Source organism: Companilactobacillus zhachilii (assembly GCF_003606365.2).
In the GTDB taxonomy this organism is placed as follows: Bacteria; Bacillota; Bacilli; order Lactobacillales; family Lactobacillaceae; genus Companilactobacillus; species Companilactobacillus zhachilii.
This window is the reverse complement of the sequence record NZ_CP031933.2, coordinates 903254-920350: the sequence shown is the minus strand read 5'-3', so window position 1 is coordinate 920350 and position 17097 is coordinate 903254. Positions and strand designations below refer to the sequence as shown.

Here is a 17097-nt window from a genome sequence, read left to right as displayed (position 1 = left end):
TTATTCAATTGTATGCCTCCTATTTTAATACGTCTTCTGGCGCCGGTGTCCAAGGTGTTGCTGAAGTGCCTAGCTCAAGCTTTTCGCTGTTAAATACAAGCGTCTGCGAATCCATCGGATGGTTCAAAACCATGTGAATATATAAAAATGCGGTACCAGCAGGTGCAACCGCAGAAACATAACGCAGGCCGGTATCTTTTTTAGCTGTGGTGTAGAACATGGATATTACTTTCTTATTGCTGTCAAAAAATTGTATCTCCGAAAAACAATCGAATGTCGTACTTTTAACGATTGAAGAATACGTATAACTTTCCCCCGGAATGCCCGGAAATGTTATAGTTGAACCGTTTTTTGATTGAGACCCACTAACCCATTGACTGCCAGATATAATGTAATCTTGTACATTGCTTGTACCGGTTAACAGATTTCTACCATAAACTTGCTTGCCATCGCTGAACACCTTGTCTACTGCCACGCCATCGACAACACATACTTGTCCATTTATTGTTGACATTTAATCACCCCTTAATAAAATAGATTCCGGACTTGTCAGCCAATTTGTCATAGTCAGCTTGTGAGATGACATTGATGACGGCAACTTCACCTTTGTCGCCCTTGTCACCTTTGTCACCCTTGTCACCCTTAGGTCCTTGTGGTCCAATATCGCCTTTGTCACCCTTAGGACCAGTTTTAGCAACCGTTAAAGCATCTATTTTAGCCTTTAAGTCTGAAATTGATTGAGAAACTTGAGCTTGTTGTCCAGCTGTAAAACTGGAGTTGGCTGCAATAATTTGTTTTTGAATGTTATCCAAGAACGAGTTTACAGAAGTTACTTGGGTCTTAATAGTAGCGATTGTTTTATTCAATTCATCACTATTATTTGTCAAATCCAGTTTTTTAGCTGCTAAATCAGCAACAATATTCTCAACATTTGCTTCAGCAGCATCTATGGTTGGTTGATATTGAGCCTTAGCATCACTCAAAGCCTTATCCATAAGTAATTTGAATTCCGTTGGAATATCAAGACCAGCAATTTGAGTTTTCATTTGTTGGATTCTTCCTAGCCAGTCAGCTTCGGTAGATTCCAAAAACTTATTGACACTTTCAATACCTGGAATATAGTTGACTGAAGTATCGTCTAGCTGTGCGCTAGGGATGATTGAGATATCAAAGCCACAGGTAGTGATCTGATTATTGATCACAAAATAAGCATCTTGAATTTTACCAACAGACTCAGTTAAATGTTTGCTAACGGGATAGCTAATTACATTTCCGCTTATGTTTACTGGATCATTAGAAATAATTGTGCCATCAGGTTTCTTTGCTACAAATGTTGCAAAGTCTATTTCAATATTCGGGTAGCCATTATTAGAAATTGAGGCCTCAATAATTACATCATTATCGCCTTGTCTCAAAATTATTGGATCATTATCAACTGTGTTATTTTTACGAATATCAAGGCTAATATTTGCTATTTTTGTCATTTACACGTCCTCCTCTATTTGCCAATTTTTCTAAATTACCCGTCAACCAATTTGGCAACGGTATTCCCATGATTCCTAAATTTTCTACGATTGATATTCCATATTGACCGATGAAAAACATCAAAAATCCATTGGCAAAGTTGGCCAATCCCCAACAGTCAACTAATGGATAAAAAATGACTGCTATTCCAGCGATAACAGTATGCTTGATCAACCCCTGTCTACCAGTGGTTGAGTTAACCTTTTCATCTGCTCCTTTAAAGAATCCCTTTAGAAATCCTGTGGCTAAATCAACAATTATTACAAGCAAGAAAGTTGTAAACCATGGGTTTTCAACTAGTTTTTCAGCGGCAATCCACCATTGCATTAATCCGATGTGTGGTGCCGGCGTTGGTGCATACATATACATCATCTCCTAAATTTTTGTACTAAAAAAAACTAGCCAAACGGCTAGTCCTTTTTAATTTCTTGATATTCTTGTCCAGTGATGTATTTATAATCCTCAACTGAAATGACAATAGGAACATAATCCACAATGTCGCTTGCTTTAAGTGTTCCCCATCCAAATTCCATTTTTAATAATTCTGTCATTTTAATTACTCCTTTTAAATTAATTCCGACCGCCACCACTACCAGTAAGGGAGCATGCTTTTACTGGCTACTTAGCTGTAATTACTGCTCCATCGTTAGTAGGTGTTGCTGTCACATCTGTTGGTGCTTCTGGAGCTGCTGTTAGAACTGTCCAGCCTTTTACATCAACTTTTTCTGATTCGAGACCTGTAACTGAATCCTTAAAAGTAATTTTATAATCACCATCAGCAACTACTGTTCCTGCTACTAGTCCTGTAACAGCAACGCTAGCAATACCGACTTCGCTTTCGCCAATTTTGTTTCCTGTCTTGTCATAAACTACTTCAATATCTTTTGAACGATCTGCCATAATTTAATACTTCCTTTTCTATTTTTTTATCTTACTTAGCTGTGATAATTGCTCCATCATTAGTAGCTGTGGATGTCACATCTGTTGGTACCTTTGGAGTTGGATCAATTCCCATTACCTTATCCAATTTTATGGTTAGTTCTGCTATCTGCTTAGTTAGCTCAGTAGTAACCATTTTAGAATTAGCTTTATCTTCGATATATTCTTTTGTCAAAGATGTCAAGCCCATTTGAAGCTGTTCTTTGGTTAAACTATCTTTTAGTTGTTCTTTGGTTAACTCGGATAGTGAAGCTTTAGTTTCTTCATCTGGTGTCATGCCCGTTGAAATGTGAACTAATTTATTATCGGATTCTCTTACGGACCATAAGTACGATTCAGCACTAGAAAAGGCTGGATCACTTTCTGCTAGCGTCCAACCCTGATTTGCGAACAATTTAACTTGTAATTCTGCACCCAACTCATTTGTAATGTTTGCGTTAATAATATTTCTATCATCATCTAATTGAACTGCAATTTTCATATTTTACCTTCCTTACTTTTTAAATGGATTAATACTATTTATTTTTGCGTAAAACGGTATTAAATCCTTATTACTATTTAGTGCATTTCTATAGCAATTAAATGAAATTGAGTCTTTATTAATTATCATATAAAAATCACCATCGGTTCCTGATTGCATTATTACATTACCTGTGTCACTCCAGCCTCCCGAATTATTTTTTGTATACCAATCAATACCATGAGCCGCTCCTGTACCGGGGATATTCCACTCACTAAATTTGAAATCAATTTTATTTCCTATGATTAATTGTTCCTTCGGAACTCTTAATGGGCTATCAATTCCGAATGAACTTCGAAATGCTCTATCAAAATCAGTGGAACTATAAACGTACTGATTCAAGGTTAATAAAATTCCATCCATGGAATTTTCATAAAAATCTGAGACACCTGATAAAGCAATATCATTTCGTGCTGTTCCAGTAAAGAAATTAACCGATGCCGGCATTTGTGCAACAGCTGGTTGGACTGAAAATGTAGCAATTACATCAACAACTACATCGTAATTAGCCCCAGTAGCACCGGCAGTATTACCATCGTTATCATATCCAGTAACACTGTAATATGTCATAGTCCCATCACCGTTAAATTTCACTTTAAGATGTGGAGCTAAAACATTTTTACCACTCAAATTTTCGCCAATTCCATTGATTGGAACATCTAGCTCATTAGTTGTAGCTAAATCAGCCGCCTTGATATAGACCGGATAAACTGATGTAGTAGTGAAATATCCTTCTTTGGCAATATTGTTGGTATCATAATTTAAATTAATATCTGACACGGCGCCTTTAGCTCCAGCCGTCATAATTGTCTTTTGCAAGTGTAGCAAGAATGTAGCACCATCGCCGGCCATATTAAATTTGGTTCCAACATCACGAAGTAAAGTAACAGTTTTTGATGTTGTTGGGTCTTCTGCAACACTTTCATTACGTTGATAAAGCAAGTATCTTTCAGTAATTTCACCATCGGCTAATGAGCCTGCGTAATAATCAGCACCGGCTGCTGGGTGATTTGGATCAGTCCCACCACCAGTATCACCACCATCATCTCCACCAGATGTGCCATTTAAAACAGCTTGTCCATTTTCGTCTGGACGAATAATTTTATCTCCAATTTTGATAGTTTTGATGTTCTTTTTATCCAATTTATCAAAATCAATAATTGTTTGACTTAATTTATTTACCATTTGTATCCTCCTTTTCAATATCATCCAAAATTGCTTGTGCTTCTGGTGTGATAGTAATATCAATATCATCATTAGCAAATAATTTAGTGACATCGTCTTTCAACGTCGTTTGAGTAACTAAATCTAATTGAGCCATCTGTGTTTTTAAATCTGCTAATGACTTATTTAAATTAGTTTCGTAATCAGTTTCTTTGCCTTTTAACGTTTCGAGATCATCATTTAGACCATTAGCTTTAGTTTGCATGTCACCAGTTTGCTTTGTGAAATCTGCAATAGCATCATCGATTGACTTATTAAAATCAGCTAATGCTTGTCTTACAACCTGCTCCATGAAATTAACCATGAAACTTGTATTTTTATATGCTGAACCAGTTAATTGTCCAACATTAAACAATGCACGTTGCATTTCCGAAATATAGAACGCCATAGGTCTAGGGAAAGCTACATTATTAGGGATGATATGTAAATCAAAGTCTAAAGTCATCGCTGTTGTGGTTCTATCTTCACTTTCAATTACTAATTGAATCGTGTGATATTTACCAGCTGTTAGTGCCACTGCTTCTTCTGGTTTCCAATGAAGTTCTCCAATATTGGCATCCGTTGTATCAATATTTTCGTCGGTTGAAATTAAATGCCATTGTGAATCATATCCACGAATTGAGAACATTTTATATTCAGATAAATCAGCTGGTTTAATTCCATCTAAGACAGTCATATTAATCTCATGTGAATTAGCTTCGCCTTGTCGTAAGAACGCTACTGGTAAAATTCTAGCCCTGGTAGCTGGGTTCACAATTGTTTGAGGTGTTATATGGTCACTCTCATCATCGGTTTGAGAGTGTGGTAAATAAAAAGCCTTGCTATGTTGTAGATTAAATAGCAAAGGCTGTTCTAGTGGAATATCTGTTTCAATATTGTCATATGGTTCTTCGTGATCTGCGCCATTATCATAATTAAGTGGTGGCAATTGTGCATCTTGTGACTGCTTGTATTTAATATATGCTGAATCTGCCATTTAATTACCTCCTTCTTCAATTTCATCAAGCACTGATTGTGCTTCTGGTGTAACTTTATCGTTTACGTCAATATTAGTAGGCATTTGATCGCTTCGACTGGGATTGTGGAATGTTCCGATGATCGTATCGTTTGGCACACGTTTGCGGACATTATCAATACGTGTACTTAAGTCTGCCATCATGGAATCAATTTCTTCTTTTTTATAAAATTGATCAGAAAATTTACTTAAATAATCTGCAACTTTAGAAGAAATAATTGTTTCAACAAATCCTTTAAAGTCACTCAAAGTATCCTTCAACTTTACAAAGAAGTTTCTTTGATCAGTTTCATATTCATACAATGAATTGATAGATTTCTGAATCTGATCATTATTGCTTTTTAAGCTATCTTTAAAATTGCTATCAATTACACCATTCCATTTATCTAAATCAACGTTGTGCCAATAATTAGGTAAGTCAGGAACTGGTGGGAATACCGTTTCATCAGTTACAGCTTTAAAGTTATATACTTCTGAATCAGTAGTGCCATCAGAATTTTGTTTTGAAATAACAACATTTTCTCCATTATCAAAAGCAAGAGTTACAGTTTTACCATCTTTTGAATTTAGTTTTAAATTAGGAAACTCTGAATTTATAACATCTTCTGGTAAATTCAATTAATCACGCCCTTTCTTTAATATCAGACATCTCACCGTCTGTGATTTCGTAATAATTATTCGTTGTAAGGATTTCTACAATTCCATTTTTTTCGTCCATGAATGTTCCCCGTAGGTATCCTTTCGGAATATTTGCGGGCTTATTTAACGTATTCTCGTCAAAATAAAAAGGACCAGAAGTATTAACTAACTTCATGTCCTTAACGTACGTTGCATATTGATTATTGAGTAATGAATTAATATGTTTATCTAAATCCACAACTGCCAGGTAATGTGTTTGTGGATAATAAAATTGACCATTCTCATCTGGCAACTTATATATTGGGCTCATTAAACCTCTCCTATCTTTCTAGGTAAAAACGGACTAGCAATAATACCGTTTGAAATAGAAATAGCACCATTATATCTTGCATTGGATAACGAGTTTTGAATAGATAGCTCGTAATCTGATAGCGTTTCAGTGGTGTTATTCAAAGTTACCTCATACGTATGGGAATAACTTAGGGGATTATATTTGACACTTACAACAGTTACCCAAGTAGTAAAGCTTTCAGGTTGAATATCACAATAAACCATATCTCCAGCTTTAAAAGTATCGTCGCCAGAATATGTTAATGTGATATCCACAGTGGGCTCTGTTTTCATTTGAGATAAAGCATATTTTCTCATTTCTTCAGGATCTTCAATATCATTATTAGTTATCGAAGGACCCGGACGTTCGCCCCATTCTTGAATTGATTTCTCATCTCTAATAATGAATGGTTGAAAGTAATCTGTAGAATGGTCGTCAGCCGTGTCATCATCAGACTTCTTAACTTCTGTCGGTTCAACGTCTGTGTCTCCAGTAAAAACAAAGTTATCTGAACAAACCCATTCGTTAGTTGCTACTCTATACCAAGTTTTACCACCGGCTCCATCAGTTATTTCTCCGTTAATTTTCCATTGAGTACCATTAGTTAACTTTCTACCAACCTCATGTTGTGGCGTCCACGGGGAATCATAAATAATTGATTCAGTAGGTGTAACCTCTGATGGACTGACATCTGTTTTACCAGAAAAATCTAATTGGTCTTGCACGACCCATTGATTTGTTCCAACTTGATACCAAGACTTACCTTGAGCACCATCGGAAACAGATGCATTAATCAGCCATTGAGAGCCGGGTGGCAAAGTTCTGCCTGTCTTATTTTGCGGTGTAAATGGTGAATCATATACATAAACAATAGAGGTATCTTCTTTAGAATCACTCATCTGTATCACCGCCTTTATCGGTATCTTTATCAGTTTCGGGAGTTTTAACGGTTCCTTGACCACTTACTGGTGTAATAGTGTGATCTTCTGGTTTCACGCTTCCATCTTTATCAAAACTGATATATTGAGAATCAACCCATTGATTAGTAGCAACCTCATAATAGGTCGTATCATTAACAATTTTTTTATTGTTAATAGCCCATGTTGACCCATTGTTCAAGTGGTTAACTATTGAATCAGGTTTCAATGGATCACTCAAAACAGGAGCACCACCACTTATCATTGTATTTACTGTTCCGATAGCGTTTCCAACCGGTAAAACTTTACCACCAGAAGTATCTTCTTTTAATGAATCAGTAGATGTCTTAATAGTTCCTTGCCCTGACACTTCTGTAATTATATGGTTTTCAGGTTGTACATCCCCATTTTTATCAAACACAATGTACTTTTCGTTAACCCACCCATTAGTTGATACTCTATACCATGTCTCACCATTAGCTACAACTTTTGAATCCATAACCCACTTAGTACCATTTGGCAAATTCTGAACTGTATTAGTAGGTTTATTGGGGTCATCAACAACAGGTGCTCCGTTTACCTCCATTGTATTAATGGTTCCAATAGCGGTGCCGATTGGTGATGTAACAGGTGCATTAGTTTTACCATACACACGTGCAATATTCTGAATCTCTGTTGTATCAATATTTGCCGTAAAGGTAGGAGTGTCATGGACATACCTAAAAGACTTATTAACTTTATGCTGCCAATCCTTTAACGGCACCAAAGTAATAAACTTGTTATCAGCGACTACTACTAAATTGAACTTCTCAATACAATCATTGACACATTCAAGACCTGATTTTTCACCATAGTCAGTGAACGTAGCAGTCTCTGTACTATTTAAAACTTTCCAAGTAAACCCATGATTACCAAGTTCATTTTGATCAAAAACGAAGCTCATCAAATCGTTGGCTGAAAGTTTTTTAGTACCTTTGATTTTGTCGTATTGATAAACGTACTGGCAATCAAACCAGACATGTGTGGCTGAAACAGTTCGCTTGAAGTCATACCCCTCATCGTCCTTTTCAGCCTGTTTAATACGATATCTTTGACCATCAAATACAATGTAATTTTCGTTTTGTAGCAATTGATAACCTATAGAATTATCATTAATCGCTGTGAAATCTATCTGATTAGTCTTATTCATTTCTTCTGAATTGTTTAATGATCCTCTATCAATACAAGTAAGAGTTTCATCATACTTGCCTTCTCTATCCTGAACTCTATATTTTTTAAAATTAATCATAGATATATAAAAGGAAAATCAAATGTGACAGTGCCACTAAAGCCTGCCAAGCTGAAATTATTCCAACCTTTCTTTAAATTGATGTGACCGTGATTAGTTTCTATTTCGCAAGAATCACCATTAAGCAGTGGGTGTACACCTTTCAGGACTAGAGAATCATTTGAAGAAACATTTGAGTTCATAGAGAAAACATCTTGGGTGGTTATATTAGTCAAACTAGGACTACCAGAACCCTTAAAAATAATATTTAATTCATGATTCTGTTCATACGGTTGAATATCAAAATCGCTAGGATTAAATATTTTAAAGGTTCCTTGAGAGTGAGTGTAATTCAAATCAGTTGTTGAAAGATTTAAATTATTAGAAATCAAATCTTCCTTACTTGGATCAATCGGAAAATCCGTTGATCTAGCCACTGAATACATGTAAGCACTAGGGATATCAAACTCTACTGAAAAAGTTTTATCGTAAAATCCAACATCTGTATAAGAAAATGGCTTAGGTATTCCATAAAAACAACGACCAATATCGTAACTTTGACGAACTCTCACTAAGCCTCGATTGAAGAACTTATTATAAAATTCATGGAATCGACTTTCTAAATCAATTCCATCATCAACTCTTAGCAAAAAGTCGGCTTTGGCCGTGCGTGAGGTGTACAATACAGGACCCATTTGAGTTTGTCCGTCTACACCTGCATTAGTCTTTAGATTAGGAGCCGTCTGTGGTGAACCTACTATAAGTCTAGTAAATATCAAATCATGATAATTACTAATCTCAAATTCATTTTGTCCATCGGATTTAATTAGTAATGAGTTCTGTCTGTAATGTCCATCTGATAATCTTTTAGGCAAATGCTGTACCTCCCTTTCCTTGGAACTTAGTCATTTTTCGATTAGATAAGCCAATTTTATCTAAAGCATTTGAAATATCATTTAATGATGTGCCACCATTTGAAACATCAGAAGCCATTGAACCGTCAGCAATCTTACTTAGCAATTTAACCATAATTTGAGTCATCATCAATTGTTGTTGTTGATTGCTTTCAACTCTGGTCGTATCAATCGAAACTGATGCATTAGTATCATCGGGACCACCTATAGTGTCTTTGGCCTTTTGTAAAATTTGAACTGCTCTCATTTTGTTATTTAGTGGAATCATAACTTCGGGACCAGCCTCACCACCAATAATACTTGTTGGTTTATTAATAAGGCCACCATCATACATAAGTCTTGGTCCACTAGGACCAGAAGCACTACCACGCCATTCGCCATACTTACCGTTGTAACCCATACCCATATCAGTACGCCATGTAGCATCGTTAAATAACGCAATCAACTGATCTAACGGATTGTGGATATTAGTATGTCCTGGCATAGCATAGTTTAAGAATGTAGGTAGAATATATTGAAGGATACCAGTTGATGGTGTACCAGCTTTTGCATTGCTGTCCCAGTTATTAGTAACGTTAGGATCACCACCTGATTCATTGGCGATGATACGTTCAATCATATCTACATTAAAATCAGTTATCTTCTGGTGCATGTAAGCAGCGGCCGCTTTAATCATTGGACCGTATGCTTTGGCTGGTCTAGCACCGCCAGCTCCACTAAAGTCCATATCGGCTAATATTTTCTTAAATGGTTCAGCAATAGCTTTTAGAAAACCATTTGAAATAGCATTTCCGAAACGACTAATAAACTCATTTCCACTAAAACTAGCCTTCTCAAAGTAAGGTTTCTTTAAAAATGGAACTGGGTCTTTTTTTATTTCATCCAAATGTTCAAATACATAATCGGTCATGTCTTCGGATGTTTTATTTGTATCACCTTTACCAGTTGCATGGTGTGGTAGATTGGCTACCATTCCCATAAATTGCTCTGATAAGTGGTGTGGAAGGATTGCCGTGTCAGCACCCAAGTAACGAACTTCTTCGCCTTTTAAGCCAACTGGATAAATTCCATTAGCTTTGTCATAAGCAAGCTCATATCCTTGCTCACCAACAACAGCTAAATTACCACCAGGGGTACCAGCAGTACCTACAGCATATTTTGCTAAATTCAGTGATTTACCACCAAAATCAGTAATGACTGAATTAATCCCACCGATACCCTTATTAACATTAGTTATAACTTTTCCTAATGCGGTACTAGCCAGTCCTGGCAAAGAATTAAATGCTGTCTTAAATGAGCTTGTTACAGATTTTAACCACGAACTCCATTTATTTAAATAGTCGCTAGAAAAACTAATTTCCTTCTTAGAAATGGCATTCATTTTAGAGCTGTAATTACTTACAACTTTGGCTAATGCGTCCTTTTCCTCAGAGCCTGTATTAGCCCACACATCTTTCCAGGACTTATCAAAGTTAGTCTTGAATGATTTTAGGGCGTCCACAACATTATCTGTAAGGTTTTTGAAATCAGTATCGAAGGTTACTTTAGTTGTTGCCTTATTAGCTTCAGTTATCTGCGATTTTAGAATTTTACCGATATTCTGATTATTTAAAGTCTTAGTTAAGTTTTGAATATCTTTATCCAAATTGGCAAATGGATCAGATTTACTATACGTCTTAGTAAATTTGTTAAGCTCTTGAAAAGCTTTTTGAACGTCTCTAATTGGCTTAGCGAATTTAGTCCACGTCTTAGTATCAGTTTTAATAGAACTAGCCATAGTCTTTAGTTCACTGGCAAGTTTATTTTTCTTTAAATCTTTTGCCATGGAATCTAATTTATCTGTAATATTACTATCTTTAAGGGTTTTCTTTAACTTCTTTAAATCACTATTCAAATCAGAAAATGGGTCTTTCTTCATAGACTTTGTGAAAGATGAAAACTTCTTAAATGCACCAGCTACATCATTAACTGGTTTTACCATACTTTTCCATTCTTTAGACTTACCCTTAATTGACTTATCAATTTTAGATAGTTCCTTAGAAGGACTGTTCTTTTTAAGGCTTAACTTAAGGCTTTTAATAGCTGTTTCGTAATCTTTTACAGCCGACACCATACTTTTAACATTCTTAATATCTGTTTTAGATACATGTGTCGTAGCTACATCCTGAATTGCTTTAGCTGTAGAAGTCTTTTTAGGAGGCTTATTAATACTCTCTTTAGCTTTTTCTGCTCTTTTAGCTAAAGCCTCATATTTTTTGACATTGGCTTCGGCTATTTTCATCTGTTTTAAATCTTGCCCTTGCTCATAAGCAGTACTGTCAGGATCTAGCATATTGCTCTTAAATTGATTGGCACGCTTTTTGGCTGATGCTGCTAACTGGTCATAATATTTACTTGTGCCTTTTTTAGCTGTCGGATCATCTGGATGATATAACCATTTTTGAAACGCAGGAGCAGCAGATTTACCAAGTTGATCACCTATGGTTGCTCCCAACATTGCGCCAGGTGCACCACCTAATACGCCACCAATTCCAGCTCCCAATGTAGTACCAATGGCTCCACCAATGTTTTTAACCTTCTGACTTTGAGTCTTCGCACTAATTGCACCAGCTATATCTATACCGGCTAAAGCAGCAGTTGCTCCAATGGATAACTTAGTGCCTAGCGATAGTCCAAGTGCTGAACCTTTACTTTCAATTGCTCCACTATCCATTTTTGAAGTAATTCCTTGTGTAAGGTTTTCACCAGTTTTTTCGCCAACTTCACTTGCAGCGGTTTCAATATTTGAATGAACTAGTTTATCTTTCAAACCTTTAAAGGCATCAGTAACATCATTGATTTTAACTGCAAAATTAGCTACTTTATCAGCTACCCAAATACCAGCTAACAAGCCTCCTATAGTTTTGAGAGCTTGTTCATGTTTAGCAATACCAGACACAAATTGATTCAAAATTTTTAGTGGGTCTTCGGCCTTTTTACCATTGGTATGAACTAAATTAAATGCCTTACCGATTCCCTTGATAATTCCATAAAACGTATCCCAAGCACCCTTGGCTATATCTTTAACAATTGTTCCTAAAGAACCTGTAATACCTTTTAAGTCATCAGAATGTTTGCCTAAGTAAGTAAAGAAATCAGCTACTTTATCAGTTAGATTTCCAACCCATTTGCCAACACCTTTTACAGCGTTTTCAAACTCTTTAGTACCTGCTGCTTTAGCTAACTTATCACCAATTTCTGTAATGGCTGGCAATGCAGCACTCGAAATAGTCATAGTAATAGCATTAACAGACTGCTTTAATCTATCTAATGCGACTTTACCTGTTTCACTATTCTTTTTAGATAGCTTTCCAACATAATCATTCTTTGCAGAATCAGCAACCTTTTGATTCAATTCGCCAAGTTGCTTAGCATTTTCAGCCAAGATTAAACCGGCTTGTTGACCTGTTGTACCAAATAAATCATGGAAAATATCGGTTTGCTTGTTCTTACCCAAGCCTTGCATCTTGTCATGCAATAAACCGAATATGTCAGTCATGGACTTCATATTACCTTTATTATCGGTAAAATCCTTGGTACTTAATCCTAATTCTTGAAGTGCAGAAGCGCCTGTCTTAGTTGGCGAAATCAAACTATTAATTACTTTTCGTAAACCAGTACCAGCTTGGGATGCTTCCAGTCCGTTGTTAGATAAGATACCCATTGCACTAGACGTTTCACTTAAACTAAATCCAGCTTGATGAGCAGTTGAGCCAACATACGACATACCAATACCCAGATCACTAAATCCTGTGGCTGTCATATCGGCTGCATATGCTAAATCATTAACAACTTTTTTAGTATTCTTGATCATTCCTGATGTAGATGTTGTTTTCATACCGAACTCTTCGAGCGTTTGTGATGAAACTTTAACAACGTCTTTAAAATCATCACCAGAAGCTACAGAAGCCTGTAATTCAGACTTCATAGCACCCAATGCTTGTTTAGTGTCATATCCACGCTTGATTAAGTCTTCGTAGCCATCTGCAATCTCTTGTTGTGACTTACCATACTTTAAAGCATACTTTTGACCGTCTTCTTGCATTCTAGATACGTTCTTAGTAGCTTCCACTACCTTTTCGCCACCAGTTTCAGCCAGGTTAGTAATCTGTTTGTAGCTATTTTCAAGTTCAACAGATTTTTTAGCACCACTAACGAACATAGCAGTAACTGCTGCACCCGCTATACCTGCTGCCATAGCCATATTCTTCATATGACTTATACTATTTTTAATGCTGCTATTCATATTGCCAATAGCGGTTTTAGAAGTAGCGGCTGCTTGTCTGATTCCAGTGAAATGTGTACCCATTCCACCTAACTCACTGCCTAACTCACGATAGCGGGTACGACTTTTAGCAATTTCAGTACCAAGTTCATTAACACGTTTAGTCTGTGTAGCATATTCCTTAGATGTTGCACCAGATTCTTTTTTAACACGTTCTAGCTCACTTGATTCCTTTGAATACAAAGAGTTGAGTTCTTGAATACGTGTCTTCAGTGCCGTTCTTTCGGTCGCTGATGCCTTAATCTCTTTGCCTTCAGCTTTATAACGTTCAACAAGTGATTGAGAAACGTTCTTAGCATTTTCCATTGCTTGCTTTTGTTCTTTAATACCTGTTGTATACAAGTTTAAAGTGGATTTAGCACGGTCTTGTTGCTGAATCATATTATTAAGCTGACGTGTAGCTGTATTAACTTGATTAGTATATTGACTAAACTTCTGACTACCTTCTGTAGTAGTTCTATCGAGGTTGCTCATTTCAGACTTTAATCGATTAAGATAATTAGTCTGTCCTTCAATAGCTCGCCCTAATCCTTCGGCCTTTGCTTGATACGCTGATTGATAATTACCATTAGCTCGTTGGACTTGCTCATTAATCTTCCACTCAGACGTTAACGCCTTAACTTGATTTCTTAGAGACTGGAGGGAGCCTTCAGCTTGAATTGAATCAATATGGATACCTGTATTTAGTTCCATATCTTTTGCCATTTATATTTATCCTCCTTTCTCTAAAATTGAGGAAACACCACCCGTTTTAATAAAGTCGGTCAAACTCATAGGACCAACAGAATTATTAGGGTTATTAGATTCACGTTTATCGTCTAAAATTTCTGCAAGTACAAAAAATGGCTGAGACTCAACTGTTTCTAAGTCCCAACCTGTTTCTTGCATAATTTGTTTTTCGTAATTTAAGAAATCTTGATAGACGGTAAAAGGATCTACTTGCTCCTCTTGTGTGGCTTTTTTGGGTCAATATCCTCATCATCCGAAGTAACACCGTGAGCGATTCGGCCTGCCAAAGCACCTGTTTCCGATGTAGTCATGTCGTCAAGCATTGATACTTGCTTAGGAGTCAATTTCAAAATTTCCTTAATAAAATTGACTGGAACATTTTGTAAATCTAATGCAGCTTTAGAGGCTGTATCGAAGCTGTTCATAATTTGCTCAGCAGCTTCACGTTCCCCCAAATCTTTAGTTTCAATGTTGTCTGCTTCATCAGCTACAGCCATCATGTTTTTGTTCTTATTACTTAAATTTGTGTAATATGCGTAAGAAAGTCTCAAATTTTTGTTACTTTTCTTGACCGTAAAGCGACGGCCGAACGCATTGATGTATACGAATTCTTTAGACATTGATTAATCTTTCCCTTCTAATTTTATGCTGGAGTACCTGTTGTTCCTGAAGTCTTTGGAGCAGGAGCGGCACCATCTGTTGTTAGTGGAATACCAAAGATTTTTGTTTCCCACTTGCCTGCATCATAATTCTTTCCATCCTCTAAGGCTTCAAAGTATGCGAATCCATCAGAATCACGATCAGTAGCACTAAATGTAAGTTGTTCTTGATCATAAACAGTTGTGTTTGTGTTTGTCTTTGGAGCAACGGTAGTAAGGTGGAATCTTCCTTTAACTAAAGCTAAATGAGCACCAACACTTTCGTCTGTTGCGTCATGTGAAATCATTTCAAAAACACAATATGGTGATTCTGTTTTCTTACCAATACCCGAAATACCACCATCGAAAGTTGCCATTCCCAAAATCTTTTGTCTGACTTCTTGTGGAATTGCGTTAGCAAGAAATGCTACTGAAATAGCACCATGACCTTTAGAACCTGCTTTCCATTCTTGATCAGACCCATAAATAGGTGTGATAGTTGGTGATAAATTTGAAATTGTCGCACTAACTACTGAACCTCCTTCTTTGGGTTCAATTGTAAAAATATTGTCCTTGTCAATTGTTTCAGTATTATCGGTATAGATACCGATACGTGCTGATTCAAAACCTGATAATGCCATTTAAATGACCTCCGTTTTTTCGTATTTCATGGTTCTAGTCAAAAAGCCCGTATCTGGATCAACGTCCGGATATGAGTCATATTGATAGAACCAGTTTTTTTCTAATTCTTGATTAATTATTGATTCTGTAATATCTGGGCTAGTATCTCCACGATAAAAAATCTGTATTTCTATCCTACTTTCTTTAGTGGTAGAAACATCACTAGCACGATTTGAATAAACGCTACTAATTTCAGTTATTAAAACAGTTGTTTTATCAACGTCTGTATAACCTTGTGGAATATTTTGAGTAAAAAAACAGGACGGGTTAATTTCTAACTCATCCGCTCGTTTAAGCAAAATATCCTTAACTTTTTTGGTAATCATGCTAGTCTCCTAACATTTCTTTGTATTTTTTAACTTCTGCTGCTAAGACTAGGGCTTTTGTTTCATTTATAGTTCGTTCTTGAAAATGTAGTCCTGGAACATATTTAGTGGTGTGTTCACTGGCACCTTTACCACCATGAGCCATATAGCCGTCATTAAGGATTCTAGCTACATAGCCAGAATGACCAGGAGTGCTCTTGAAGCCTACATAAGTAGCACCATCAGCGCCCTTATATTTAAGACTGATGTCATCTGCTAATTTGATATTTGATCTACGTGTGTGTGGACCCTTATGTAAACTACTGTTCAAATTATTTTTAAGACTCTCTTTATAGACTTCTGCTCCTGCTTTAGTCATAGCTTTCTTTTGACTAGGAGTTAAAGATAAATTAGATAGTTCCCTTTCTAATTTTTCAAGACCCTCAAGAAATTCCAATTTTATCTATTTTCTTTAGAGTTATTAAATCAAAAGAACGTGGTGAATCGTCAAAGTCGGGGGAACTACCAACTAATTGATACAACTGGTCCTTAAAACGTGCGTATTTAACGCCTTTTAAACCATCTGACTGATGTCTAATGATTAAAACTAAGTCAAAAGTATTCGGCGAACCTAAAAGAGTAATCTGTTGTGTCATCGACATTGTATATATTCCACACCAAAGATTTTTAATTTCTTTAAAATCTGGTCTATTAGTTCCTTGTGGTGTTTCTACGAATCCTGCTTTGCCTAAACTAACTCGATACTTCAATCTACTAGGATTGATGTTCTGAACCATCGGCCTCACGTCTTTCTTTTTCTTTTAAATACTTACCTCGTAATTGAGCAATAATTGAATTACCAGTCATATCAACTGTATTAATACGTCCGGTCATACCAGATGATCTAAAAGTATAATATGAACTTGCTAAAGCAATTACAGCAATCTCATAAGAATGTTTAACAGAATCAAGCTCATAAAATCCTTTCATAAGCCCGTCATCATTACCAATTGCTCCTTTAATATAACTTTCGGCAGCAGTTAAATTACGATTCAAAATCGTATCGTCTTCTTCGTCGGAATCAAGTCTTAAACTTAATTTCAAGTCGCTTAATAGTGAATCATCCATGA

General features: G+C 36.2%; 21 protein-coding genes. All 21 read right to left on the bottom strand.

Going from position 1 to position 17097, the window contains the following annotated elements:
- Positions 1 to 19: 19 nt before the first annotated feature.
- Positions 20 to 514: a hypothetical protein gene (locus tag D1B17_RS04065; protein ID WP_120142910.1), complete on the bottom strand. Its 495-nt coding sequence runs from the start codon at positions 512 to 514 to the stop codon at positions 20 to 22.
- 4 nt (positions 515 to 518) lie between these two features.
- Positions 519 to 1484, bottom strand: coding sequence for a hypothetical protein (locus tag D1B17_RS12740; protein WP_240704454.1), 966 nt, complete (start codon positions 1482 to 1484; stop codon positions 519 to 521).
- Positions 1462 to 1887 (bottom strand): phage holin family protein, encoded by a 426-nt coding sequence (locus D1B17_RS04055; protein WP_166806613.1) that lies wholly within the window; start codon positions 1885 to 1887, stop codon positions 1462 to 1464. Before D1B17_RS04055 ends, D1B17_RS12740 begins: the two co-directional genes overlap by 23 nt.
- A 47-nt stretch (positions 1888 to 1934) precedes the next feature.
- Entirely contained in the window at positions 1935 to 2075 is a 141-nt protein-coding gene (locus tag D1B17_RS04050; protein WP_120142912.1) for an XkdX family protein, read from the bottom strand.
- A 67-nt stretch (positions 2076 to 2142) separates the two neighbouring features.
- Positions 2143 to 2424: a hypothetical protein gene (locus tag D1B17_RS04045; RefSeq protein ID WP_120142913.1), complete on the bottom strand. Its 282-nt coding sequence runs from the start codon at positions 2422 to 2424 to the stop codon at positions 2143 to 2145.
- A gap of 31 nt (positions 2425 to 2455) precedes the next feature.
- The gene (locus D1B17_RS04040) at positions 2456 to 2944 is read right to left on the bottom strand and encodes a hypothetical protein (protein ID WP_120142914.1); all 489 of its coding nucleotides are present in this window, start codon (positions 2942 to 2944) and stop codon (positions 2456 to 2458) included.
- A 12-nt stretch (positions 2945 to 2956) separates the two neighbouring features.
- The gene (locus tag D1B17_RS04035) at positions 2957 to 4168 is read right to left on the bottom strand and encodes a hypothetical protein (RefSeq protein WP_120142915.1); all 1212 of its coding nucleotides are present in this window, start codon (positions 4166 to 4168) and stop codon (positions 2957 to 2959) included.
- On the bottom strand, positions 4158 to 5183 hold the full coding sequence (locus tag D1B17_RS04030; protein ID WP_120142916.1) for a hypothetical protein: 1026 nt from the start codon (positions 5181 to 5183) through the stop codon (positions 4158 to 4160). Before D1B17_RS04030 ends, D1B17_RS04035 begins: the two co-directional genes overlap by 11 nt.
- Complete coding sequence (locus D1B17_RS04025) at positions 5184 to 5840, bottom strand: hypothetical protein (protein ID WP_120142917.1); 657 nt, start codon at positions 5838 to 5840, stop codon at positions 5184 to 5186.
- Positions 5841 to 5844: 4 nt separating this feature from the next.
- Positions 5845 to 6171: a hypothetical protein gene (locus tag D1B17_RS04020; RefSeq protein WP_120142918.1), complete on the bottom strand. Its 327-nt coding sequence runs from the start codon at positions 6169 to 6171 to the stop codon at positions 5845 to 5847.
- A complete protein-coding gene (locus D1B17_RS04015) occupies positions 6171 to 7091 on the bottom strand; it encodes a phage tail protein (protein WP_120142919.1) in 921 nt (306 codons plus the stop codon). The genes D1B17_RS04020 and D1B17_RS04015 overlap by 1 nt, the downstream gene beginning before the upstream one ends.
- Positions 7084 to 8397, bottom strand: a complete 1314-nt coding sequence (locus D1B17_RS04010; protein WP_120142920.1) for a prophage endopeptidase tail family protein — start codon at positions 8395 to 8397, stop codon at positions 7084 to 7086. Before D1B17_RS04010 ends, D1B17_RS04015 begins: the two co-directional genes overlap by 8 nt.
- A complete protein-coding gene (locus D1B17_RS04005; protein WP_120142921.1) occupies positions 8394 to 9251 on the bottom strand; it encodes a phage tail domain-containing protein in 858 nt (285 codons plus the stop codon). Before D1B17_RS04005 ends, D1B17_RS04010 begins: the two co-directional genes overlap by 4 nt.
- Entirely contained in the window at positions 9244 to 14319 is a 5076-nt protein-coding gene (locus D1B17_RS04000) for a phage tail tape measure protein (protein ID WP_120142922.1), read from the bottom strand. The genes D1B17_RS04005 and D1B17_RS04000 overlap by 8 nt, the downstream gene beginning before the upstream one ends.
- Positions 14320 to 14325: 6 nt before the next feature.
- The gene (locus D1B17_RS12550) at positions 14326 to 14502 is read right to left on the bottom strand and encodes a hypothetical protein (RefSeq protein ID WP_156314048.1); all 177 of its coding nucleotides are present in this window, start codon (positions 14500 to 14502) and stop codon (positions 14326 to 14328) included.
- A gap of 47 nt (positions 14503 to 14549) precedes the next feature.
- The gene (locus tag D1B17_RS03995) at positions 14550 to 14963 is read right to left on the bottom strand and encodes a hypothetical protein (protein WP_120142923.1); all 414 of its coding nucleotides are present in this window, start codon (positions 14961 to 14963) and stop codon (positions 14550 to 14552) included.
- Between the two features lie 23 nt (positions 14964 to 14986).
- Positions 14987 to 15622 carry a phage tail protein gene (locus D1B17_RS03990; protein ID WP_120142924.1) on the bottom strand — a complete coding sequence of 212 codons (636 nt, stop codon included), beginning with the start codon at positions 15620 to 15622 and terminating at the stop codon, positions 14987 to 14989.
- Positions 15623 to 15988 (bottom strand): DUF806 family protein, encoded by a 366-nt coding sequence (locus tag D1B17_RS03985; protein ID WP_120142925.1) that lies wholly within the window; start codon positions 15986 to 15988, stop codon positions 15623 to 15625. It lies immediately after the preceding gene.
- A gap of 1 nt (position 15989) precedes the next feature.
- Positions 15990 to 16424 carry an HK97 gp10 family phage protein gene (locus D1B17_RS03980; protein WP_120142926.1) on the bottom strand — a complete coding sequence of 145 codons (435 nt, stop codon included), beginning with the start codon at positions 16422 to 16424 and terminating at the stop codon, positions 15990 to 15992.
- A complete protein-coding gene (locus tag D1B17_RS03975) occupies positions 16411 to 16764 on the bottom strand; it encodes a phage head completion protein (protein WP_054642043.1) in 354 nt (117 codons plus the stop codon). Before D1B17_RS03975 ends, D1B17_RS03980 begins: the two co-directional genes overlap by 14 nt.
- The gene (locus tag D1B17_RS03970; RefSeq protein ID WP_120142927.1) at positions 16742 to 17095 is read right to left on the bottom strand and encodes a head-tail connector protein; all 354 of its coding nucleotides are present in this window, start codon (positions 17093 to 17095) and stop codon (positions 16742 to 16744) included. Before D1B17_RS03970 ends, D1B17_RS03975 begins: the two co-directional genes overlap by 23 nt.
- Positions 17096 to 17097: the final 2 nt, after the last annotated feature.